The organism is Gordonia sp. VNK1 (genome assembly GCF_040049135.1).
GTDB classification, from domain to species: Bacteria; Actinomycetota; Actinomycetes; order Mycobacteriales; family Mycobacteriaceae; genus Gordonia; species Gordonia oleivorans.
In genome coordinates this window covers 41,554-63,835 of record NZ_JBDZDJ010000019.1, presented here as the reverse complement: position 1 = coordinate 63,835, position 22,282 = coordinate 41,554, and the positions used below count along the sequence as shown (strand labels likewise).

Below are 22,282 nucleotides of genomic sequence, written 5' to 3'. Positions count from 1 at the left end.
CCCAGGTGAGATCCTATTGAGCCCTCAATCACTACAGGAGGGTTCCGACAGAACGCTCAGCGAACGGTCGGCCGGAGGGAGTTGTGCGACCTTGCCCACGGCAGCGCGACCACCTGGTCGAGGTCGTGAGCCGTGACCTCCAGGCCCAATGCAGCGCAGAGAACGTGCGCACCGAGACGCGGAGGGATTGCGTTGCCGATCTGCTGGCCGATGCCCACACCCGACCACGGATAGTCGTGAGGGAATGTCTGGAGTAGGCCGGCTTCGGCGTGGCTGAAGCGATTGCGCCATTTGCCGTCGGAGTCGAGGATGCGATTGCGCGTGACCTTTCCGGTCACGGTGAACGAGGGCTCGGAGGAATGCCGCCGGCCGCGAGCCTTCGGGTCCCCTCCGGAGCCGTAGTTGGAGACGACTTCGAAGGGGTAGTTCCTTGTCGATCCGGGGAGGAGTGAAAGCGCCCCGGACATGGGCTTCCACGAGGGGGGTGAGCCGGGGATCGGCGCTTGGTCGCGGACGAAGCGCTGGTGGGTGCGGCGGGGGAGTTGGGGCTTGAAGTTCAGATTCGCCAGGAGGACCGCGCGTCGTCGGGTCTGTGGTACCCCGTACTGCTCGGTCCGAAGCACGCCAGAAACGGTCTGATATCCGATTCCTTGGAGGACTTCCTCCATGGCCTCCCATACTGGTAGCACTGCAGGCACCTGCTCCAGAACGATGGCCTCGTAAGGATGCTCTTGGGTCTTGGCGTCCAGTGCCCATCGCAGTGGCTCCAGGACGAGGCCGGTCCGCTCGTCGGACAGGCCCTTCAGATCTTCGGCGATGTCGTCGCCGACCGACATCCGCTTGATGAACGCGAGGACGGTGTCGAGTGCGAGGCGGCCCGCGCCCTTGCCCGCCACGGTGAACGTCTGGCAGGGCGGGCCGGCGGCCAGAATGCTCGCGTTGGCGAACTCTGCGGCGTTGAACTTCCGGACATCGCCCTTGTGCGAGTGGATCTCCGCCTTCTCCCGTGTCGCGGAGGCGCCTTCATCCCACTCGATGCCGGTTGTGCCGATTCCCAGCCAGGTGGCTGCTACGTCCAGACCTCCGGGGCCGGCGAAAAGATCGATGATGTTGTGGCCGGCGGCACCGCTGGGTGGGCCGAAACTAGCGGGCGGCATGACCGGATTGTAGCTCTAGACCAAACCCTACGGCCGCGCCGCAACAAGGATGTTGGTTGGCTGGCAACGCGTACCCAACCGAGCATCTGCCGAAGTTGTGGTCGACGGGCATACGCTGAATATGCATAGGTACGGTGATCGTCAATGAGCTGAACCCGCCGACGGTCAGGGTCGATCCCGCAGGTATCGGCGGATCTGTTCAGGGTTCGATAATCGTCAATCGCACCTTGAGCGACTGGCGACCAGGTTCCCGTCCTTCCTGACTGCAAGATCAAGGCCGTTTGATCTCATCAGTATTTCGTCAATCAGGTACTCCGCATACTCTCGATTCAAATTTGTCGCGATCCACAGTGAATCTCCGTTGTCGAGATCCACCCTCTTCGGACGGGTGTTGCGGGGGAGGTCGTCCTCGTAACTGAGCGCCTCAGGAATCTGAAGATCTCGATTGCTCCCATTAGTCGCGACGATTCGCGCTACCTCTCGCACGGCTCGTGCTGCGGGAAGTAATACGGACTGCAAGTCAGCCGGGCATGCGTCGCCTTCGAGTGAATATATGCTGTAACCGGTCTTGCCGCGGAGCCTGTCGAATCGCCATGCAAGTTGCTTCGCACGCGTGCTGACCACTCCGATGTCGCCAGTCATGTCAATGTAGTTTTCGCCGAATCGCGCCAGCAGTTCATCGTCAAGGCGTCTCACCCGTGTGACTTTCGTGTCCGCGTCCATAAGTGAGCGGATCTCTGTGCTGTCCTGGTCCTCGAGCGCGACCTCGAGAGATTCGATTGTGTGCAAGCCGCACGCTCGTACCAGTTCGCATGCGAATGCAACCCCGGCTGTGGACCCTTCTTCGTCGTCAGGGAACCGATTTCCGAGAAAATCTGCGAGGTTGGTCTCGACGACAGCGGCGCCAGCTGTACCAGGACCGACGCTTTCGTCGTCTTCTGCGCTTGGCTCCGGCAACTGGGTGGGCACCTGTGCTGTCGCAGGGTTGGCCAGAATCCTGTCGATTGCAACGAATGTCTCGTCGAGTGCGCGTCTGCAGTCTGAAGCTGCGCCGAAGAGCTGATCGATCGTCTCTTTGTCGTTCTCGCCGATGTTTGCGTACTGCGCTCCCTTGTATCTCCGAGAGTGCTCGAACTCTGCCCACGCATGCCCTGCGACAGTGCGGATCTGTATCTCAAGTCCGCCAAACCGACTAAAGTACTGGGAGAGCTTCCCGCCCGCAATAAGCCATCCCGGTTCGGCATCCTCGCGCTGACCCGTGACCACCATATGGTGGCAATCGTATCCCCGAAGACGTGGAGGATACGTTTCGCCTGGATTTCGATCCTCTCCGTCCTTGATGGCCAAGCGGTCGCGGATTAGTTCGACCGACCGATCCAAGTCGGTTCTTGAGTAGGTAATTACTCTCACCGCGACAGAGTCGGTAACCTCTTGAATGGGATTCGCGTAGTTTTTCGCTTCGCACTTATTAATGAATGATTGAATCGACTTGGACCTTGCCGTTACATCGTGGGGAACGACACCCGCCTCTGCCAGCAGTCGACTCAAGTAGGTTTGCATCTCGTCGGCTGCTTTGGGTAGCCAGTCCCAGTTCGTGTAGTCGACGCTCACTTCTTGGTTTCCCATCATCGTCCCCGCGTGCGATTTGGTGTTGCCGCTCGTGGACAACACATACATATTTATCAGATAGAGCCGACACGGTCAGTGATGGTGGTTCTCCGAGCTGTGATGGTCCATGGTCCCGAGTACGCACAGAGCAACCCGACCTGGATGTGCTCGCACGAGCTACCCCTTGTTGAGGACCGCCCGATGTGATTGGAACGCTCCAATCACCCTCGATCGGTCATCGCCAGCGAAACAGTCAGCGGAGCCAACGTTTCGAGGTAGACGGACGCGAGGAAGTCAGACTCGCTGGCGGCCCGTCGAATTCGTTCGCCCTGACGTCGGTCGACATCTGAGTCCACTGCCAGCGCAAAGTCGTCTATCTCGCCGACTTTCCGCATCCACGCAGCCTTGTCGTGACGGTCCTGAGTATGACCGACCACGATGCGATAGTTGTTCAGGGACTGCAGACGATCCAGCAGGCTGTCGATTCTGGCGTCGAGGACATGCGCTTTGTCGATGTACAGGTTCACGACCTGCTGGTCGTCGCACAGTGCGCCGGCAGGCGGTGGGCCGAGGACGTTGCGTTGCGCCCGAAGCCGTTGAGCAGTCTTCGTGACTTCGGTGACCTCGGCTTCGAGGTCGACCCGAACTGTGTGCTTGTCGAAGAAGGGTAGGCGCCACGCCGGGTACTGGTGGATGCGGGCGGCAACAGTGCCGGCGGCAATCGCGATCCGACCCGCTGGGTCGCTCTTGATTTCGTCGAGGAGTACCTTCTCCTCACCGTTGAGCTTGTACACACGGGCGAGGCGCGCGGTGGTGGTCTCAGCCGTCTCCTCATGCTCGGGAGCGTCGACAAACGGGAGCCAGCTCAGTCCGACCGCGCGGTTGCGCAGCGTGAAGTCCTTGCCTCGCCATACGTCGAGGGCCAGGACGACATGACCAGTGAACTCGCCTTCATCGAGTCGTTCTTTCGGGGCAATGCTCGCCCGGGTCGACACCATGATGCTGTCGCACGCCACGCGCCGACGATCGTTCGCTGAGCGCCGGTCTGCTTTCAGGATCTCAAGTGGGCTCCTCCGTCGAACGATGCGCCGCTTGGGCTTTCGCGTTGACGGCGCGGCGTTCGTATTCGATTGGCGGTCGGCGATCATGATGCCGAGGATCGCAATCACGATCACCGACACGACGCAGATCGTGGGGAGCAGCATGCGGAGATTAGATCACGGGTGTCGGACAAATCGGCCGGGTGTCGGACACTGGCCCTCGAGGCTGCGGGTGAACCAAGTGGCCCGGTCGGCGGGCAGAGCGGAACCCTTGTTGCATGACCGACGGTCGGCCCCGCCGCTCTTGAACAAGTGACGGGACCGATAGTCGAGCGGCGATGTACCCCGCCGCCACTCCGCGTCAGGCGCCGCACTCAGGTGCGTAGTCGTTGGGTCGGCAGAAGGCGATCGAATCCTGGCCTGGATGCAGACTGACCAACAGAACGGTGTGGCCGCCACGTTGCCCGAGTGCACCCTGGAAGGTCTTGCCGGCGGCCAGAACTCCGTAGCTGCCATTGCCGAGCTTCTGTGTCTGACGGTCCGTCTGGATCGCCACGCCGCACTTCGCAAACAACGGTGTCTGCTGAGCACTCCAGGTCTGCGTCCAGGTTTCGCTGTTCGCGGCGCCGCTCCTCACAGTGATAGTGCCGGTCCCGTCGGCATTGAGGAGAACTCCTCGTCCGTGTCCGGACCACTGGCCGACGAACGGCGCGCGATCCGAGCAGTCACCGGCCGACGAAGCCGCCGGCGGTTGACTGTAGGCGGGATCGTGGGTTCCGCCGGCATGTGCGATTGCCGGGGCGGCAAGGGAGAACGCGGCTGCGCAGAACGCGACAGCTCCTGCGGTCCTCAGACGACTCACGGGGATACCTCCTGGGATGTCACTCAATGTGATTGCATCGCAACTGTAGTGGCTCGAGGTCAGCAGAGTTGTCACCCAAACGAGGGGATGAGTGTCGGCCGAACGGGTGAATTGTCGGATCTGACGAATCTACGTGGATCGACTCAGACCCACCCCGGCCGCAACGCCTCCGGCCTACCCTGAACCCAATGTCCCGTCCACGCAGAGTCCACCTCCTGCGGGCAGCAGTCGCCGTCGTTGCTCCCGCAGTGGTCCTCGCTGCCTGCACCGCGTCGGACTCCGACACGACGACGGCAACCCCGGTGACCTGCAGCGAGATCGCCACGGGCACTCAACTCGACGCCGGTGGATCGCCACAGGCCTCGGCCGACATCTCCACCCGACCGGAGGCGTCCACCGGGTACCGCACCGGCATGCAGCCGGTCCACACGAACTCGTATGCCGCGGCCACGGCGAATCCCCTCGCGACCAAAGCCGCATGTGAGGTGCTGCGTGACGGCGGGACCGCGGCTGACGCGCTCGTCGCCGCGCAAACCGTGCTCGGTCTCGTCGAACCGCAATCGTCGGGCATCGGTGGCGGCGCGTTTGCGCTCTACTACGACGCCACCACCCACACGGCCAGCGCCTTCGACGGCCGCGATACCGCGCCCGCCGCGGCCACCGAGGACTACCTCCGCTACATCAGCCCCACCGATCAACGTGCGCCCATCCCCAGTGCGCGTGCATCGGGCCGGTCCATCGGCGTCCCGGGCGCTGTCCGCATGCTCGAAGAGATCCACAACCAGCACGGCCGCACATCCTGGCGAGATCTGTTCGACCCGGCAATCCAACTGTCAGACAACGGCTTCGACATCTCGCCGCGCCTCGCCGCCGCAATCGCCGACTCCGCCGACGACCTCACGGCCGACGATGAGGCCCGCAGCTACTTCCTCAATCCGGATGGCACGCCTAAGGCCGCCGGCACCCGACTGACCAATCCGGCCTACGCCAAGACACTCGGAGCCCTGGCCACCGATGGCGCGCAAGCCCTTTACACCGGCGCGATCGCCGAGGCCATCGTCGCGAAGGCCGGCTCGACGGCGAACGGGATGACACCGAGCCTGCTGACCACCGAGGACCTGGCCACCTACCAGGCCAAGCGACGCGACCCGGTCTCCACCGACTACCGCGGGTACCGCATCGTGGCCATGCCCAGACCGTCGTCGGGCGGCATCACCGTCGCCTCGACGATGGGCATCCTGTCCAACTTCGACCTGCCGTCGATGGCACCCGACGCTGCCGACCGCGACGGTGGACACCCCAACCCGGCGGCCGTACACCTGGTCAACGAGGCCGAACGCCTCGCCTACGCCGACCGCGACAAGTACATCGCCGACCCCGACTTCATCCCACTCCCCGGCCAAGGCGTCACCACCCTCCTCGACCCGGCTTACCTGAGACAACGGGCGTCACTGATCCAACCGAACACCTCGCTCGGCGAGGCTCAACCGGGCGACCTCGGCGACGTCCCGCTGGGCTCCTACCCCGGCACTGAACACGGGACCAGTCACATCACCGTCGCCGACCGCTACGGCAACGTCGCGTCGATGACCACCACGGTCGAGTCGGCGTTCGGCAGCTTCCACATGGTCGACGGCTTCATCCTCAACAACCAGCTCACCGACTTCTCCGCGCAACCCCGCGACTCCTCCGGCGCACTCCTGGCCAATCGGGTGTCACCGGGCAAACGCCCCCGCTCGTCGATGGCCCCGACGCTGGTGATGCGACCCGGCACCAACGGCGCCCCCGACACCCTCATCGGTGCGCTCGGCTCACCCGGCGGCTCGACGATCATCCAGTACGTCGTCAAAACCCTTGTCGGGATGATCGATTGGCAACTCAATCCGCAGCAGGCGGTGTCGATGATCGACTTCGGCTCGGCCAACACCCCGGTGTCCAACGTGGGTGGCGAACATCCACTGGTGAACACCGCCGACGACGGCACCTCCGATCCGCTGGTGACCGGCCTGCGGCAACGCGGCGAGCAGGTGTCCGTCGACGACCAGTCCAGCGGCCTGAGCACACTGTGGCGACTCAACCCCACCAGCGGCTGGGTCGGCGGTGCCGACCCTCGCCGTGAAGGCGCGGTGATGGGCGACGACGCGCAACTGCAGTAGTCAGGCGCCGTTCGCCAACCTCGTGTCGGTGGCATCTGCCAAGATACGCATTGGCCGCCATCAACGGAGAGGTGCGACGTGGACGCGAGCACGGTCGAGAACGAGATCTGGGATCTGATCGATCAGGACCCCGACCTCGACGAGGATGTCGCGCTGATGGTCGCCGCCGCACTGCGCAGCGACGACGAACTCGCCGAACAGTTCGGCGACGACGCGCCACCCGTGACACGACCCGCACCGGTGTCCGGGCCGCAGACGACGCCGGTGACCGCCTACATCCGTTCGGTCACCGCTCGGGGCTTCCGGGGGATCGGCCCAGAAGCCACGTTGCAGCTCAACCCCTTTCCGGGTATCACCGTCGTCAGCGGCCGCAACGGTTCGGGCAAATCGAGCTTCGCCGAGGCCATCGAGTTCGCGCTCACCGGCACCAGCTACCGCTGGAAAGAACGGTCCAAGCACTGGCAGGACTCCTGGCGCAACATCCACCAGAACATCGACGCCGCCGTCACCGTCCGGTTCGCACTGGTCCGCGACGACGGCAAGCACGCCACTGATCTAATCGTTGCCGCCTCCTGGAACGACGGCGACGGACTCTACGACGCGAAACTCTGGGCACAAGTCCACGGCGAACCGGCCACCGACGTCGCCGGAATCGGATGGGCCCAGCCACTCGACATCTACCGCCCGATCCTCTCCTACGAGGAGGTCGGCGGCGTGTTCGAAGAGGGGCAGGCAGCCTTCTACGACCGCATCAACCGCCTCCTGGCACTCGACCAGGTCAACGACGCCGAAGCGCGCCTTGCTGCGGCGCTCAAGGAACTGAAAAAGCCTGCGACGGAAGCAGAACGGGAACGCAAGGCGATGCGTGCCCAGCTCGAGGACTCAGACGACCCGCGGGCGGCACAGGTACTCGGCTTCACCAAACGCCGACCCTTCAAGACCGCCGACGCCGAGGCCACCGCCGTCGGAACCGGATCGGCGGCCGCGGAAACGGTCAGCCGACTCCGCGGCATCGCGGCCGTCGAACTGCCCACGATCGCGGAGGTCGGCGCACTGACCGCCCAGCTGCGCGACGCGCTCGCGGCCGAAGCCGACAGTGCCGGAAGCCTGTTCGACGCCCTCTCCCAACGCAGCAACCTGCTGCAAGCAGCGATCGACTGGCAACACGACCACGTCGGCGAGACCTGCCCGGTGTGCGGACAGGGGACTCTCGACGCGCAGTGGCGCGAACAGGCACAGCAGGAGATCGCCGAGTCGGCACAGCTGTTGGGTCAGCATCAAGAACTTCAACAGGCCAAACGTGCTGCGCAAGAAGGTATTCGCCGACTGACCTCGCGAGTCCCGGAGTTGACTGCACCGGCCGGGGAGCAGCTGTCGGCGCTGACCGGGTACGCCGCCGCACGAGCAACACTGGCTGCGCTGCCCCCCGACGTGGCCGAATGGCCCGACCACGTCGACACCGCCTTCCTGCAGATCCAGGACGCGGCGACCGCCGTCACAGACCAATCCCGTTCCCGCGCAGACGAACTCGACGACGCGTGGGCACCGCTGGCCGGACGCATCCTCGGTTGGGTTGAGCAGCAACGGAAAGCCGAGCGCGCGGACACGCAGAAGAATCGCGCCACCCACGCCTTGGAATGGCTACGACACGCATCCACCACGCTGCGCGACCGGCGACTCGATCCGATCGTGGAACGCACCCGCGACATCTGGGCGCGCCTGCGGCAGGAAAGCGACGTCGACCTCGGCACGGTCACCCTGACCGGAGCCGGCAACCGCCGACGAGTCGACGTCACCGGCTCCATCGGCGATCACGAACTCGGCGCGATGTCGGTGATGAGCCAGGGCGAACTGCACGCCTTGGCCCTGGCGCTGTTCATCCCGCGGGCCACCGCCGAGGCGAGCCCGTTTCGCTTCCTGATCCTCGACGACCCGATCCAGGCCATGGACCCGGCCAAGATCGAAGGCTTCCTCGGCGAACTCGAAGAACTCGCGAAGACCGCCAGGTGATCGTCTTCTCCCACGACGACCGACTACCCACCGCGATCCGCAACGCCTCGGTCCCGGCGGAACTATTGTCCGTCAGGCGATCTGCCGGTTCGGTGGTCACCGTGACCACCAACACGACTCCCGCAGCACGCTACGTCGACGACGCCATCGCCCTGATCAAGGACGACGGTGTCAGCGATCAGGTCAAGAAGAAAGCACTTCCGGGCCTCTACCGGCTTGCCGTCGAATCGGCGGCCAAGCAGGTCTACTTCAGCAAGCAGGCGCGGCTCGGCGTCGCCCCCGAGACCTCGGAGTCGACGTGGTCCGAGCACCTGCGGACGAAACCGCGTGTGGCGCTGGCCCTCTACGGAGATGCGACTCGCAGCATCGGTGGTTGGCAGTCCTACCGCGACTATCGGGAACCCACGATGCGGTTCTGCGGCGGGGCGGTGCACGAGGGCACCGACGATCTGACCATGGAGAGCATCAAACGACTGGAACGCACCGTCGACGACCTCCGGAGAGAGGGCAAGACGTGAGCGCCGACGGGCACACCACCGCGGCGGCGCTGCTGGCACAGGCCGACGCCATCCTGGCGGGACACTCGGCGAGCCACTCCGCGACACTCGCGGCATTCCTCGCCCGGCAGGCCACCGAGGCGCTCATCGAGGCGCGCTGCGCCGAACTCGTCGGACCGGTCCCGGACGCGACGACGAAATCCAAACTGGCGATCCTCAAATCCCTCGACCACACCGAAGGCGGGAAGGCACTTGTGCTGTCGTGGTACCGGCTCAGCGGATACTGCCACGTGCACGCCTACGAATTGTCGCCCACCGTCGGGGAAGTCCGCGCGGCATGTGAACAGGTGATGGCTGCGGTCAAGGTTGCCTGAACCCGCGGACAACGGTCAGCTCTTGTCGGCCTCGTCGTACTGCTCGGTGGACATGGCGTCGAGCGGGAACAGAATGGTGACCAGGTGCAGCACCAAGAATGCGAGCGCCCAGCCTCCGATCACCCACGTGAAGGCAAGCGTGGCGATGGGCCAGAGAACCGAGGCCAACGAGAGCACGTAGGCGGTACGGAACACCCCGGCGTCGAGGTCCGGCCGAAAGAATCCGCGCTTGACCGAGTAATACATGAACGCGGCGAATCCGCCCATCGCGAAGATCATCACGATCGCCATCAAACGAACCGCGGAGGTGAAATCGGTGGCATTGTGCCGGGATTCGCCGAGCACGGCAATCGTGAACGGCGTCAGGATATAGCCGATCTGCGATGCAAATGCGAGCAGCAAGGCGTAGTGGTCCAGGCCGGTAGACCACGCCGATACTCGACGCAGAACCGACCATCCGCCGGCGATCTGCACGAAACCCAATAGGTAGATCAGATAGAGCGGCCATTGGTTGAGTAGTGCGTGGCCGAGTCCGCCCTCGTCGACGTTGGGCGGGCGCAACTCCAGCACGAGCAGGGTCGCGGCGATGGCGAAGACAGCGTCGATCCAGCCATCGAACCGATTCCAGGGGAACCGGGATTGGAGACCTGGGTGAAACGGCGGTACGGCAAATCGACCAACATGGCGCTCAGTTCTGAAAGCCAACAGGACAGCTCCTTCATTTCAACTCGAACGCCATTTACGCGGTGGGCGAAAGTCACAGACAGCTCCTTCGTTTCAACTCGAACGCCATTTACGCGGTGGGCGAAAGTCACAGCCACTGGCGAATTCTGGCGGGGTATTCCTTTGGAGAGTCAGTGGCCGGTCAGGAGCCGGTACGTGCCGACACGACCGGCCGACGACGGCCGATCAGGAGCCGGTACCGCTGCCCCCGGTCGAACCAGCAGCGCCGGTAGCACCCGGGTCTCCGGCGGCCCCGGCGGAGCCGGGTTTCAGATCTCCGTCGTCCCGTGAGCCGCCGGCGCCGCCGGTTCCGCCGGCTCCTCCCGTGCCGCCGGTCCCACCTTGAGCGTCGGCGCCGTTGGTGCCTGCCGAACCACCCAAGAGACCCGTCGTGCCGCCGGAGCCGCCCGCGCCCCCGTCTCCGCCATCCCCTCCGGCGCCGCCGGTACCGCCGGTTCCGCCGCTGCCCCCTAGTCCGGAGTACCAAGGGGCCCAGACGCTTATGCCACCCGCTCCGCCTGTTCCTCCGGTCCCGCCGACGTCACCGTTACCGCCGTTTCCGCCGACGCCACCGGAAGCTCCGTTCCCGCCGTTGCCATAGAGCACGCCACCGGAACCTCCGGAGCCGCCCGCTCCCCCGGAACCACCCGCTCCACCTGCGGTGCCGGTTCCCCCGGTCCCGCCCATGCCTCCGTCGCCACCGACAAACACGACGTTGCTCACACCTGGCGTTCCGCCGAGTCCACCATCGCCACCGTCACCACCGGCGGCACCGATTCCTCCGGCGCCGCCCGTGCCGCCTGCGCCGCCGTAGTATGTGCCCGCACCGCCATCGCCACCTCGACCACCTTGTCCGCCAATCGATCCGGTCGCGCCGGACCCACCTTTGCCGCCAGTGCTCCAGGAGCCGTCGCCCGGGGCGCCGCTACCTCCGTTACCGCCGTTGACGCCGACGACGTCGCCGGGAGCCATACCGTCTTGTCCGTTGTCGCCGTTGGCTTGGCCGCTGGAGCTATTCACGCCGTCAGCGCCGTTCAGAGTCGGGTCGGTCATCGTCGGGCCGAGGTAGTTGACTCCGTCAAGGCCGAGAAGTCCGAGCCCTCCCTGACCACCGTTGCCACCGTTGCCCCACAAGCCTGCCGCTCCACCAGCACCGCCATTACCACCGTTGCCGGTTCCGGTGATCGCGGTATCCTCACCGAGGAATGCGATGCGGAATCCGTTGCCGCCCGGGCCACCATCACCACCGTTGCCGAACACCAATCCGCCACGGCCACCGGCACCGCCATCAAGGGCGCCGGCAACCCCGTCGCCACCGTCGCCGCCATCACCGAACAATCCGGCATCCCCGCCCTTGCCGCCGGCAACGCCGTCACCGCCGTTGCCCCAGAGGATGCCGCCCGCGTAGCCGTCGGGATGCTCCGCAGTACCGTCGGCGCCGGTGCCAATCCATAAGATCCCGGTGGGGCCGACCACCCGTAGACCGGTCTGCGGATCAGCCGAAACCGTGAACAAGAACTGTATGGCCGAGGTGCGGTCAGCGGCGGCGACCACGTAGGCGGGCACCGACGAGGGGCCGGATGCATTGCGCCGAATACCGGCCGATGCGCCGCTCGTCGACGACTGTGTCGCCGAATCGGACGCCACCGACGCGCCATGGTCTGAAGATGTTCTGCCGGAGCGTGTTCCGATGGGGCTTGTTCCGCCCGACACGGCAAGCCCCGACCGAGAGCTGCTATGCGGTGCGGTCGGCCCGTCCGCACCCACCGCACGCAATTGCTCGGCGAGTGATCGAATAACCGCCGTCGCCCCCGGTGTGCTCGCTTGATCGACGATCGCCGCCACGACTTCGTCGGTGCGCACCACCGCGATCTGCCCACCCCGGAACGGCGCCGGCGCTTGTAGTGGGGTGACTGCAGCAGCCAGCGACACCGACCCCGCAACCGGCGGCGTGGTGGACAGCGACGGCGCGATCACCGCGGCCGCCAACAACGGCGAGAGTCCCACCACCACCGGTACGAGAGTCCCCGACCGAAAACTGACTGCCGTCATAACAGTTGACCTCCATGCACATTCGACGCGACGTTGCTTCTGGTCACGCTAGTGGCGTGGGTACCGTCGGTCATGCCCCCTCTTCTGGGGGCATGACCGACCGGTTGGCCAACGCGACCGCAAGTCAGGGAGATCGCTCACTCGTCGCCACGCCAGACGTTGGAGCAGCTGATCTCCGGCCGCCTACACGCCGCAAGCTGAGACCGGGCTTTGGCATTGGCCTTTCCGCCGGCCGGCGCCTTCCCGAAGTTCTCCGGCAGGCATCGATGCTCGTGGCCTCACAGACTCGAGACCAACAACCCCACGCCGGCGATCACCGACAACGCCATGCCCGCGCGGGCCACCGCCGCCGCCGGAATCCGGTGCATCACGACCCGGGCGGCCAGGATTCCCGCCGCCATCGGCACGAGGAGTGCCAGCGCGACGAGAAGATCGTGAGAATCGCTGCGCCCGGTGGCGGCCAGCAACAACACGGTTGCCGCGGAGATGATCGCGAACACCGCCGACATCGTGGCGCGGATGCGGGCGGCCTCGGCCGCGCGGAACGTCAACGCCAACGGTGGACCGGGCAGGGCGGCGGCGTAATTCAGTGCACCGGAGAAGAATCCGGCGGTCAGTATGCTGCGAGTGGTCAGCGGGACGCGGACACCACACAGTCCGGCGCACCCGGCGGCAACCACCGTCAGCGCGATGATGACGGCCAGGGTCTGGCCGCCCACGAGATGCACCACCGTGACTCCGGCAGCGGTTCCGGGAACCGCGGCAAGAACACACCGCGTCACGAAACCGCGGTCGATCCAGGCACGTTCGCGCCACGCCGTCACGGTACAGATCACGGTCGCGAGCATCAGCAGGGCGCCGGGCACGAGGTGCGGATCCACCAGGATCAGCGCCGGGGCGGTCACGATGCCGAAACCCGAGCCGGTGGTGGCCTGGATGAGTGCACCGACGGCAATGATCGTGATCACGGCGGCCGCCGACCACGGCGTCAAGAGGTTCACCGATCTAGACTGAACCCCGTACTGTCATGAGGAAAGCGCCAGTTGGAGCAGAAACATTGAGGCCAGATGACCGAGTCAACCGCAGGTGATCCGGCACCGCTCGCGTTGGACCCGTCGTCGGCGACGCCGCTGTACCGGCAGGTGAGGGCACTGTTGGAGGACCAGTTGGCGCGTGGGGTCTACGGACCGAGCCGGCCGATGCCGTCTACCAGGTACCTGGCTCAGGCACTGGGTGTCTCGCGTAATACCGTCGCCTTGGCGTATCAGGAGCTCACCGGCGCTGGGCTGGTGGAGAGCCGCCCGCGCTCAGGTCTGTATCCGGTGAACCTCGCCCCGACGTCCGCGACGCCACGCACGACACGACGCGACCGGACCATCCAAATGGATTGGCAGCCACGACTGGAACGCCATCAGGCGGGTCTGCATCAGCTGCCGGTGACCAAGGCGCCGGCCTTCCCCGAGTGGCAGGACTACCCCTATCCCTTCATCTCCGCGCAGCCTGAGATGAAGTCCTTCCCGGCGCGCTCGTGGCAACGGGCAATGGTTGCCGCGCTACACAATCCGCACCTGACATACAGCGTGCGCGACGCCGGTGACTCCGACGATCCACTGCTGCTCGAGGCGCTGTGCAACGAGATCCTGCCCTCTCGGGGCGTGCACGCGACCACCGATGAGGTGCTGATGACTTCCGGTGCGCAACAAGGACTATCACTGATCGCCGACGTCCTCCTCGGTCCGACGTCGACGGTGGTGGTGGAGAATCCCGGCTACGTCGACGCCTGGCAGATCTGTTCCCGCATCGGCGCTTCGGTCGTTCCCGTCCCGACAGACCAGTGGGGTGCGGTGATCGAGGATGCGCCCGGCTTCGACGCCATCTACCTCACCCCGAGCCACCATCACCCGACGAACGTGACGCTCAGCCTGCCCCGCCGACGGCTGCTGATGGACCAACTCGCCGACCGCGACGCCTTCGTCATCGAAGACGACTACGACAGCGAGTTCCGTTTCCGCGGCCAGCCCACTCCGTCGCTCAAGGCGATGGACACCTCCGGCCGGGTCCTCTACATCGGTTCCTTCTCGAAATTCCTCGCCGCGGGACTGCGCCTCGGGTTCGTCGTCGGACATCCCGAGGTGATCGCCGCGCTGCGTGCCGAACGCCATAACCGATCCAAACACCTTGCCGGACATCTGCAACGGGCGCTTGGTATCTTCATCACCTCTGGCGACTACCACAAGGTGTTGCGCGGTCAGCGGCGTCGACTGCGCGCCAACTGGGACACACTGACCGCGGCGGTCAACCGGTACCTGCCACTCCCTGATGAGGGTGGCTCCTACCCGCCCGGCGGAGTGAGTCTGTGGTACACGGCGCCAGCCGAGATTGATTGCAAGCGTTGGGCATTGCGAGCTCGTGAGCACGGGGTTCTGGTGGCCGACGGGTCGCGCTACTACTTCCCCGGAACCTGGCGCAATCACAACCTGCGGCTCGGGTACAGCTCCCTGCGCACCGAGCAGATCGAACCGGGGATCAGGGCGCTGGCCGCAGCGCTGCCCTGATCCCCGACCCGACGCAGGAAGTCTCACACTGCGCAGAGTGCGTCATCGAGAATCGAGAGAGCCTGCTTGGTCTCCTGCGGGGAGACGATGCACGGCGGGGTGAGATGGAAGCGATTCATGTTCTGGAACATGAGAAGTCCATTGCGTCGCGCCCGATCGGCGATCGCCTTCATCTCCGGGGAGTTGCCGCCGTAGGGCGCCAACGGCTCTTTGGTGGCGCGGTCGGAGACGAGTTCGATCGCCCAGAACACGCCGAGTCCGCGTACGTCGCCGATGATCTCGTGGCGCTCGGCGAGTTCGCGCAGGCCGGGTCCCAGGGTGTCGACGCCGATCGCCGCGGCGTTCTCCACCACCTGCTCGGCGTGCATGGTCTCGATGGTCGCGACGGCCGCCGCAGCGGCGAGGGGATGACCCGAGTAGGTGAGCCCGCCGGGATATGGGCGGGTGTCGAACTGCTCGGCGATCTGCTGGGTCATCAGCACCCCACCCATCGGTACATATCCGGAGTTGACGCCCTTGGCGAAGGTGATCAGATCGGGAACCGCGTCAAAGTGCTCGAGCGCCAACCATTTTCCGGTGCGTCCGAAGCCGGCCATCACCTCATCGAGGATCATCACGATACCGTGCCGATCGCACAGTTCGCGGACGCCGGCAAGGTAGCCGGGCGGGGGTGGCATGATGCCGGCGGTCCCCGGGACGGTCTCGAGGATCAGCGCGGCGAAGCTGTCGGGTCCCTCGAACTCGATCAGCGACCGCAGATGCTCCAGGGCGCGGACGCACTCCTGCTCCTGCGTCTCGGCGTGGAACTGACTGCGGTACAGGAACGGCGCGAAGAAGTGCACCGCGCCCGACGAACCGTAGTCGCTGGGCCAGCGCCGTGGATCGCCGGTCAGATTGATGGTCTGATGCGTCGCACCGTGATACCCGCGGAACGCCGACAACGTCTTGTAGCGGCCGGTGGTCAGCCGCGCCATCCGCACGGCGTGCTCCACGGCGTCGGCGCCACCGTTGGTGAAGAACACCTTGGTGAATCCCTGCGGCGCGATGTCGACGATCAGTTCGGCGGCGCGGGCGCGGGCCTCGTTGGCATGCGCCGGCGCGATGGTGCACAAGGTGCGGGCCTGCTCGGCGATCGCCTCCACCACGCGCGGATGCTGATGGCCCAGGTTGGTGTAGACGAGCTGCGAGGAGAAGTCCAGCAGCCGGTTACCGTCGCCGTCGATGACATGCGAGCCCTCGGCGCCGGTGATGACGATCGGATCGAGCGTCGATTGTGCCGACCACGAATGGAAGACGTGGGCGCGATCGGCCGCGTAGATCTGCGCGGCGTGGGGGTTCTGTGGTGCGGGCATGATGTGTGCTCCTCCGTGAATCGGGTGTGGCAACGTCGCGGTAGTCGCCGGCCTGACACCACCGTCGCAAGAGCTTGGCCTTGGCAAAAGGGCCAGAAATGGGCCAACTGACAGTGCCAGTTGGGGTGACGTGCACAACACGGCGTTCCTCGCGCCCGAAGCCTGAGACGGTTTGGGCTGGTGACGCCGTCACAAATGGTGTTCGACGAGTCCATCCGGTTACATCTGGCACCGTCAAACTCCGTACCAGTGGACCTTCTCGGGGCTCCAGATCTTCGACAGTCTGAGTTCACGACGCGGCGATCGCCGCCGCAGACAGACGACGCATCACCACACGAAGGGGGAATCGCCTCATGGCACACCAGTCCGACTCCACCGACATCCGGCCACGGGCGGTCATCACCGGCGCCAGCAGCGGGATCGGTGCCGCGACCGCCGCTCAGCTCGCCGATGCGGGCTTTGACCTGCTCCTCGGCGCACGGCGCGTTGAGCGCCTCGACGACCTCGCCGGCAAGATCCGCGCCGACCACCCGAACTGCGAGGTGATCGTCCGCCACCTCGACGTCACCGATCCCGGCTCGGTCATCACCTTCTGTGCCGACCTCGACCGTGCCGACGTCCTCGTCAACAACGCCGGAGGCGCGATCGGCACCGACTCGATCGCCGAATCCGTGGACGCCGACTGGCAGGCCATGTTCGACATGAACGTGCTCGGCGTCTTACGCGTCACCCGGGGACTGCTGCCGCTGCTGCGGTCGTCGGCGTGCGCCACTGTCGTCACCATCGGCTCGATCGCCGCCGTCGAACCGTATCTCGGCGGCGGCGGGTACAACGCCGCCAAGCACGCGGTGCGCGCACTGACGCGGGTGCTGCGACTGGAACTACTCGGCGAACCGGTACGGGTCTGCGAGATCGACCCGGGTATGGTGGAGACGGAATTCTCCATCAACAGATTCGGCGGCGACACCGACCGTGCCGCCGCCGTCTACGACGGACTCACCCCGTTGTCGGCCGACGACGTCGCCGACGCCGTCACCTGGGTGGCCACCCGCCCGGCGCACGTCAACGTCGATTCCATGCTGCTGCTGGCGCGTGATCAGACCAGCGCTCAACGGGTTCATCGAACGGCGGCGGTATGACAAGCGCCATCACCAGCCGTCTCACGCCCTCATCATCAACATTGCGGCACTGGGGAATCCGGATCGCCGCCCTGGTGGTGTTCGTCCTGCTGTGGTGGACAGTCACCGCCGCCGGCGTCATCAAACCGCTGTACCTGCCCGGACCGGGAGCGGTGTGGGATGCGTTCGTGCGCGCCAACACCTGGCATCAGGTGGCACCCGGTGTGCCGCGAGAGGTGCTCGGCGAACAGAACTACTTCCTGTGGGAACACCTCATCGCAAGCCTGCAGCGCATCTTCGCCGGAGTCGGACTGGCAATCATCGTCGGCATCGCGCTGGGAATCGCGATGGGTACCTCGAAAGTCATTGCCACCACGGTAGATCCATACCTCAACTTCCTCCGCGCGCTACCGCCGCTGGGGTACTTCAGCCTGCTCATCGTCTGGTTCGGCATCGGCGACACCTCCAAGATCTGGTTGCTGTTCCTGGCCGCCTTCCCTGCGGTCACGGTGGCCACGATGAGTGGTATCCACGGCGTCAAGGCCGACTACCTCAACGCGGCGCGCAGCCTCGGCGCCTCACGCGGACAGGTGATCCGCGGAGTCATCCTCCCCGCGACAGCCCCCGACATCATCGGTGGCATTCGTCTGGCCGTCGGATTCGCCTGGACGACAGTCGTTGCCGCGGAACTCAACAACGGCATCCCCGGCATCGGAGGACTCGCCTACATCGCCGGCACCCAGCTTCGCACGCCGCTGGTCATCGCCTGCATCATCGTCATCGGAATCACCGCCCTCGTCCTCGATTCGATCCTCAAGTGGATCGGCATCCTGGTGGCGCCGTGGAAGGGAAAGGTATGAACCCCACACCCGATCCGCACCGCGGACCGCGGCGGCTGCGACGGTCACTTGCCGTCGTCGGCCTGTGCGCCGCGGTGGCGATCTCGACCAGCGGCTGCATCGTCGAATCCGGTCGCGGAGAACAAAGTCGATCACTCATCACCGAGGTGTCCTGCCCGGTCACGCCGGACCAGTCGATCACCGGCACCATCCGCATCGGCTACCAACAGATCCCCAACGGCGACCTCGTTGTCAAGGACTCCGACATCCTCGGCAAGTGCATGCCGAACGCCGACATCGCCTGGACCCAGTTCTCCTCGGGCGCCGACGTGGTGCGGGCCTTCGGTGCCAACTCACTCGACCTGGGGCTCTTCGGTTCGGCACCGGCCGCCAAGGCCCTGTCGGCGCCGCTGAACCTGCCGGTGTCGGTGGTGTGGATTCAGGACGTCATCGGTGGCGCCGAGTCACTGGTGGTCCGCGATCCCTCGATCACCTCGGTCGATCAGCTGCGTGGCAAGAAGATCGGGGTCCCGTTCGGTTCCACTTCGCATCTGAGCCTGATGGCGGCCCTGACCAAGGCGGGTTTGACCTCCGAGGTCACCGTCATCAACCTCGAACCCAGTGCGATTCTCGGGGCCTGGCAGGGCGGACAGATCGATGCCGCATGGATCTGGGAACCGACGCTGTCGGAGCTGACCCGCGACGGCCACGTCATCATGACCGCGAAGGACACCGCCGACGCCGGCAGCCCCACCTTCGATCTGTCCGGTGCGCGAACCGATTTCGTGAAGGAGAATCCGGCCGCGATGCGACTGTGGACGATGGCGCAGGACTGGGCAGTCCAGCAGATCACGCAGAACCCGGAGGAAGCCGTCGCGAGGATCTCCGGTCAGCTCGGCGTCACACCGGATCAGGTACGCACCCAACTCAAGGGCTACATCTACCTGACCGCCAAAGAGCAGGCTGAACCTCGCTGGTTCGGTGGGGGACTTGCCCGTTCGTTGTTCGACACCGCGTCGTTCCTCAAGGATCAAGGTGAGGTCGACGGTGTCAGCCCGCAGCAGGTTTACGACAATGCGGTGTACGCCGCCGCGATCAAGGAGGTGGCGGGCCAATGACCGAACCCGTGACGAACCCCGACAACGAGACGGGCGCAGACCTTTCCGACCGGCTCACCCTGACGTCGGTCGGCCAGACTTACGGCTCCGGCGACGACCAGGTGGTCGCGCTCTCCCCGATGGACCTCACCATCGATCCGGGCGAATTCGTCTGCCTGGTGGGACCGTCCGGCTGCGGCAAGACCACGCTGCTGCAGATCATCGCCGGATTCCTCGAACCCACCGAGGGCACTGTGATGATCGGCGGGCGCCATATCCGCGGTCCGGCACCCGAACGAGGCGTGGTGTTCCAGGCTCCGACGCTCTATCCATGGCTGTCGGTGCAGCACAACGTCGAATTCGGACTCAAAGCCAGGGGAATGCCGAAAGCCGAACGGGCCCAGAAGGCCACCGAGATGCTCGAAACCGTCGGGCTCGGCGGCTTCGGCAGTCGACGACCGTACGAACTGTCCGGTGGTATGCAGCAACGCGCGCAGATCGCCCGCGTCCTGGTGAACGATCCGCGGGTCATCCTGATGGACGAGCCCTACGGTGCGCTCGACCCGCTCACCCGTGAACGCCTGCAGGTGGAGTTGCTCAATCTGTGGCGACGAGAACGCAAGACGATCATCTTTGTCACGCATTCGGTGGAGGAGGCGGTGTTCCTGTCGACGCGGGTGCTGGTGATGTGTGCCCGCCCCGGGCGGGTGACCATCGACCGCCGAATCGAACTGCCCGGTGACTCTCCGGATGGTGTCCGCTCACCCGACGTGATCGCCACCCCGGAGTTCCAGAACATCAAAGTCGAACTGGCAGAGGCGATTTACAACGCGCACAGTTAGGTGGCTGCGCTGGCTCGTGTCTCACCCGTCGACGTTGACGCCGTATGCACGAGCCAACGCCGCCAGCCCATCGTCCCATCCCTGTCCGAGCGCGCGCAGTTTCCACCGTGCTCCGGCGTCGGGCGGGCGATACAGATAGATCTCCACGAGGATGAGAGCCCGAACCTGCGGTTCCGGACTCGGTGTGAATGACCAGCATTGATTCTCGGCGCCGATCCGGATGTGGCACAGCCCAAGTGAGTCGAACGTCGCCCCGGAGGCGGCGTCGATGCTCGCGGCGACCAACACCTTCGCGACACTCGGCCCCACCTCGCCAGGCCGGACCACCGCCAATTCGACTGTGGCCGAACCAGTGTGCTGCTTACTGATCAAGGTGACACCGTCGCCGACGGGCTGGTTGTAGAAGATCATGGCATTGTCGTCGAGCACCTTGTCATCGCGGTCGAGGAGAAGGAAAACCAGATCGGAATCGGCGCCCGCGGTGGTGAAGGTGATGCGGAGCGGGATCGCGGCGGCGTCACCGATCACGACGGACTGGCCCGCGCTCAGGTCGTCCCCGACAGGGACAGGATGTTGCGGCGCGGGAGGTCGTGGGGCAGGGGACTGTGGGGCAGGGGATTGCGGGGTCGCAGTGACGGGTGTGGGCGACGGCGTGGGTTCGGCGATCGGCGCCGGCCGAATCGGGGTGGGGGCTGGGGGAGCGGCCGGGGGCGGTGCCGCACGCGTCTGCAACCAGTGGTCAAAGGGCGCGAGCCGGAAGGGATTCGGAGGGTCGGGCTCGGAGACCGGCGTGCTGCTCGCGAGATCTGCATCCAGATCTGCCAGTGCCGCATCTCCGTCGTCGTCGCAGTTGGCGAGAAGGGTTGCGACACCGGGGAGCTCGTCGAGCGGCAACGGCTTGACGACCGAGGAGATGTTGCCCGAGGCGGTCGTCCGAATACTGCACTGTACGTCGGTGCCGATGTCGAGGATCCGCCACGCGTCGTCAGCGCACCCCCACGGGCCGCGCTCGATGGCGGTCCTCGACCACGAACCGTAGGCCACCAAGCCGAGCCGATGAGTATCGGGCATCCGGGTGATAACCGCCGCGTTCACCTCGGTGATCGACGGTGCGGTGGCCAGCGCCTCGAGCACCGTGGCCGCGAGATTCGAGGCGAGGATGTGCATCCACCACAGCATCCGCTCCCGTTTGGGCATCGCCTTGAGGGTGGGCCGTCCGGCGGCTGTGGTCGACGGCATCTGATCGGGCAAGGTGTCGAGATCCTGCAGCCGCATGATCACCGACAACGACGCACCGTCGACGCCGACAGCGCATCCGGCTGCGGGGTTATCCGCAAACGCGGCATTGACCGCATCGCACACAGTCTGTTCATCGTTGGCGCACAATGCCGTCCACCACGCATCGGCTCCGTCGCACAGCTCGGCGTGGATCCCGGCCAGGCGCCGTGACTCGCTGTCGACGTAGGCCGCGACCGCGGCATCGGCCTGAACGCGGGCGCGTTCCTTCTCCTTGCGTGCAAATAGCCCGAGCCCTTGCTGGTAGATCGAGTAGGCCTGTGCGCGAACGGCTTCCGCCGGGATCGGCGGCGGCGGCGGAATGATCGGCGCGGAGGAGATCGCGAACCGCTCCAGATGTGCGCGTGTGGTGTCACGACGCAACTGCCGAAGCTGCTCGATGGCGGCGTTACGCTCGGCCTCCTGCTGTGCGCGTTGCGCGGCGCGCTGTGCCCGTGCGAGCTGGGTCGGCGACGGCCCGCCGCTCCGCGTCGTCGACGACCGTCCTCGACTCACGCCGCGGCTGCGGCTCAGCGCCGTCGACGCGTAGAACGGCCCCATCCCGCTCGACACGCGTGTACGACCCGTACCCACGTGGACGCGCGCTATCCGCGGCCCGACCGACGCGCGGACGCCCCGCGTCGACACCCGCACCCGCATACCGGGCACACCGACCCGAAAACCCAAACTCATTGTGCTCGCCCTCCACATCGCGCACAGTCATC

18 protein-coding genes are annotated in these 22,282 nt (G+C 65.6%); 9 read left to right on the top strand and 9 right to left on the bottom strand.

Annotated elements, in window-relative coordinates; translation table 11 throughout:
* Positions 1-56 precede the first annotated feature (56 nt).
* The 4 genes from ABLE94_RS20045 to ABLE94_RS20030 form a co-directional block, all read right to left on the bottom strand.
* The gene (locus ABLE94_RS20045; RefSeq protein WP_348809640.1) at positions 57-1,157 is read right to left on the bottom strand and encodes a DNA cytosine methyltransferase; all 1,101 of its coding nucleotides are present in this window, start codon (positions 1,155-1,157) and stop codon (positions 57-59) included.
* Between the two features lie 216 nt (positions 1,158-1,373).
* The gene (locus tag ABLE94_RS20040; RefSeq protein WP_348809639.1) at positions 1,374-2,768 is read right to left on the bottom strand and encodes a GTP pyrophosphokinase; all 1,395 of its coding nucleotides are present in this window, start codon (positions 2,766-2,768) and stop codon (positions 1,374-1,376) included.
* 218 nt (positions 2,769-2,986) lie between these two features.
* Positions 2,987-3,970: a hypothetical protein gene (locus ABLE94_RS20035; protein ID WP_348809638.1), complete on the bottom strand. Its 984-nt coding sequence runs from the start codon at positions 3,968-3,970 to the stop codon at positions 2,987-2,989.
* 196 nt (positions 3,971-4,166) lie between these two features.
* On the bottom strand, positions 4,167-4,667 hold the full coding sequence (locus ABLE94_RS20030) for a hypothetical protein (protein WP_348809637.1): 501 nt from the start codon (positions 4,665-4,667) through the stop codon (positions 4,167-4,169).
* Positions 4,668-4,855: 188 nt separating this feature from the next.
* Here ABLE94_RS20030 and ggt point away from each other — a divergent pair, with 188 nt between their 5' ends.
* From ggt to ABLE94_RS20010, 4 genes are all read left to right on the top strand, one after another.
* Positions 4,856-6,823, top strand: coding sequence for a gamma-glutamyltransferase (gene ggt, locus ABLE94_RS20025; protein WP_348809636.1), 1,968 nt, complete (start codon positions 4,856-4,858; stop codon positions 6,821-6,823).
* Between the two features lie 78 nt (positions 6,824-6,901).
* Entirely contained in the window at positions 6,902-8,833 is a 1,932-nt protein-coding gene (locus tag ABLE94_RS20020; RefSeq protein ID WP_348809635.1) for an AAA family ATPase, read from the top strand.
* Positions 8,834-8,934: 101 nt separating this feature from the next.
* Positions 8,935-9,351 carry a hypothetical protein gene (locus ABLE94_RS20015; protein WP_348809634.1) on the top strand — a complete coding sequence of 139 codons (417 nt, stop codon included), beginning with the start codon at positions 8,935-8,937 and terminating at the stop codon, positions 9,349-9,351.
* On the top strand, positions 9,348-9,704 hold the full coding sequence (locus tag ABLE94_RS20010; protein WP_348809633.1) for a hypothetical protein: 357 nt from the start codon (positions 9,348-9,350) through the stop codon (positions 9,702-9,704). The genes ABLE94_RS20015 and ABLE94_RS20010 overlap by 4 nt, the downstream gene beginning before the upstream one ends.
* 15 nt (positions 9,705-9,719) lie before the next feature.
* On the opposite strand, the gene ABLE94_RS20005 is transcribed toward ABLE94_RS20010, so the two are convergent.
* The 3 genes from ABLE94_RS20005 to ABLE94_RS19995 form a co-directional block, all read right to left on the bottom strand.
* Entirely contained in the window at positions 9,720-10,409 is a 690-nt protein-coding gene (locus ABLE94_RS20005; protein ID WP_348809632.1) for a TMEM175 family protein, read from the bottom strand.
* A gap of 204 nt (positions 10,410-10,613) precedes the next feature.
* Entirely contained in the window at positions 10,614-12,272 is a 1,659-nt protein-coding gene (locus ABLE94_RS20000) for a PGRS repeat-containing protein (protein ID WP_425476253.1), read from the bottom strand.
* Positions 12,273-12,757: 485 nt separating this feature from the next.
* The gene (locus ABLE94_RS19995; protein ID WP_348809631.1) at positions 12,758-13,480 is read right to left on the bottom strand and encodes a TSUP family transporter; all 723 of its coding nucleotides are present in this window, start codon (positions 13,478-13,480) and stop codon (positions 12,758-12,760) included.
* 66 nt (positions 13,481-13,546) lie between these two features.
* Between ABLE94_RS19995 and pdxR the strand changes: the two genes are divergently transcribed.
* On the top strand, positions 13,547-15,034 hold the full coding sequence (gene pdxR, locus ABLE94_RS19990) for a MocR-like pyridoxine biosynthesis transcription factor PdxR (protein ID WP_348809630.1): 1,488 nt from the start codon (positions 13,547-13,549) through the stop codon (positions 15,032-15,034).
* Between the two features lie 23 nt (positions 15,035-15,057).
* Here pdxR and ABLE94_RS19985 read toward each other — a convergent pair whose 3' ends face one another.
* Positions 15,058-16,386: an aspartate aminotransferase family protein gene (locus ABLE94_RS19985; protein ID WP_348805752.1), complete on the bottom strand. Its 1,329-nt coding sequence runs from the start codon at positions 16,384-16,386 to the stop codon at positions 15,058-15,060.
* A gap of 353 nt (positions 16,387-16,739) precedes the next feature.
* Between ABLE94_RS19985 and ABLE94_RS19980 the strand changes: the two genes are divergently transcribed.
* From ABLE94_RS19980 to ABLE94_RS19965, 4 genes are read left to right on the top strand one after another with little or no spacing between them, the layout of a single operon-like run.
* Positions 16,740-17,525, top strand: coding sequence for an SDR family NAD(P)-dependent oxidoreductase (locus tag ABLE94_RS19980; protein WP_348809629.1), 786 nt, complete (start codon positions 16,740-16,742; stop codon positions 17,523-17,525).
* Positions 17,522-18,364, top strand: coding sequence for an ABC transporter permease (locus ABLE94_RS19975; RefSeq protein WP_348805750.1), 843 nt, complete (start codon positions 17,522-17,524; stop codon positions 18,362-18,364). Before ABLE94_RS19980 ends, ABLE94_RS19975 begins: the two co-directional genes overlap by 4 nt.
* Positions 18,361-19,461, top strand: a complete 1,101-nt coding sequence (locus ABLE94_RS19970) for a taurine ABC transporter substrate-binding protein (protein WP_348809628.1) — start codon at positions 18,361-18,363, stop codon at positions 19,459-19,461. The genes ABLE94_RS19975 and ABLE94_RS19970 overlap by 4 nt, the downstream gene beginning before the upstream one ends.
* Positions 19,458-20,282 (top strand): ABC transporter ATP-binding protein, encoded by an 825-nt coding sequence (locus tag ABLE94_RS19965; protein ID WP_348809627.1) that lies wholly within the window; start codon positions 19,458-19,460, stop codon positions 20,280-20,282. Before ABLE94_RS19970 ends, ABLE94_RS19965 begins: the two co-directional genes overlap by 4 nt.
* A gap of 21 nt (positions 20,283-20,303) precedes the next feature.
* Here ABLE94_RS19965 and ABLE94_RS19960 read toward each other — a convergent pair whose 3' ends face one another.
* Positions 20,304-22,250 carry a TerD family protein gene (locus tag ABLE94_RS19960; RefSeq protein ID WP_348809626.1) on the bottom strand — a complete coding sequence of 649 codons (1,947 nt, stop codon included), beginning with the start codon at positions 22,248-22,250 and terminating at the stop codon, positions 20,304-20,306.
* Positions 22,251-22,282 lie beyond the last annotated feature (32 nt).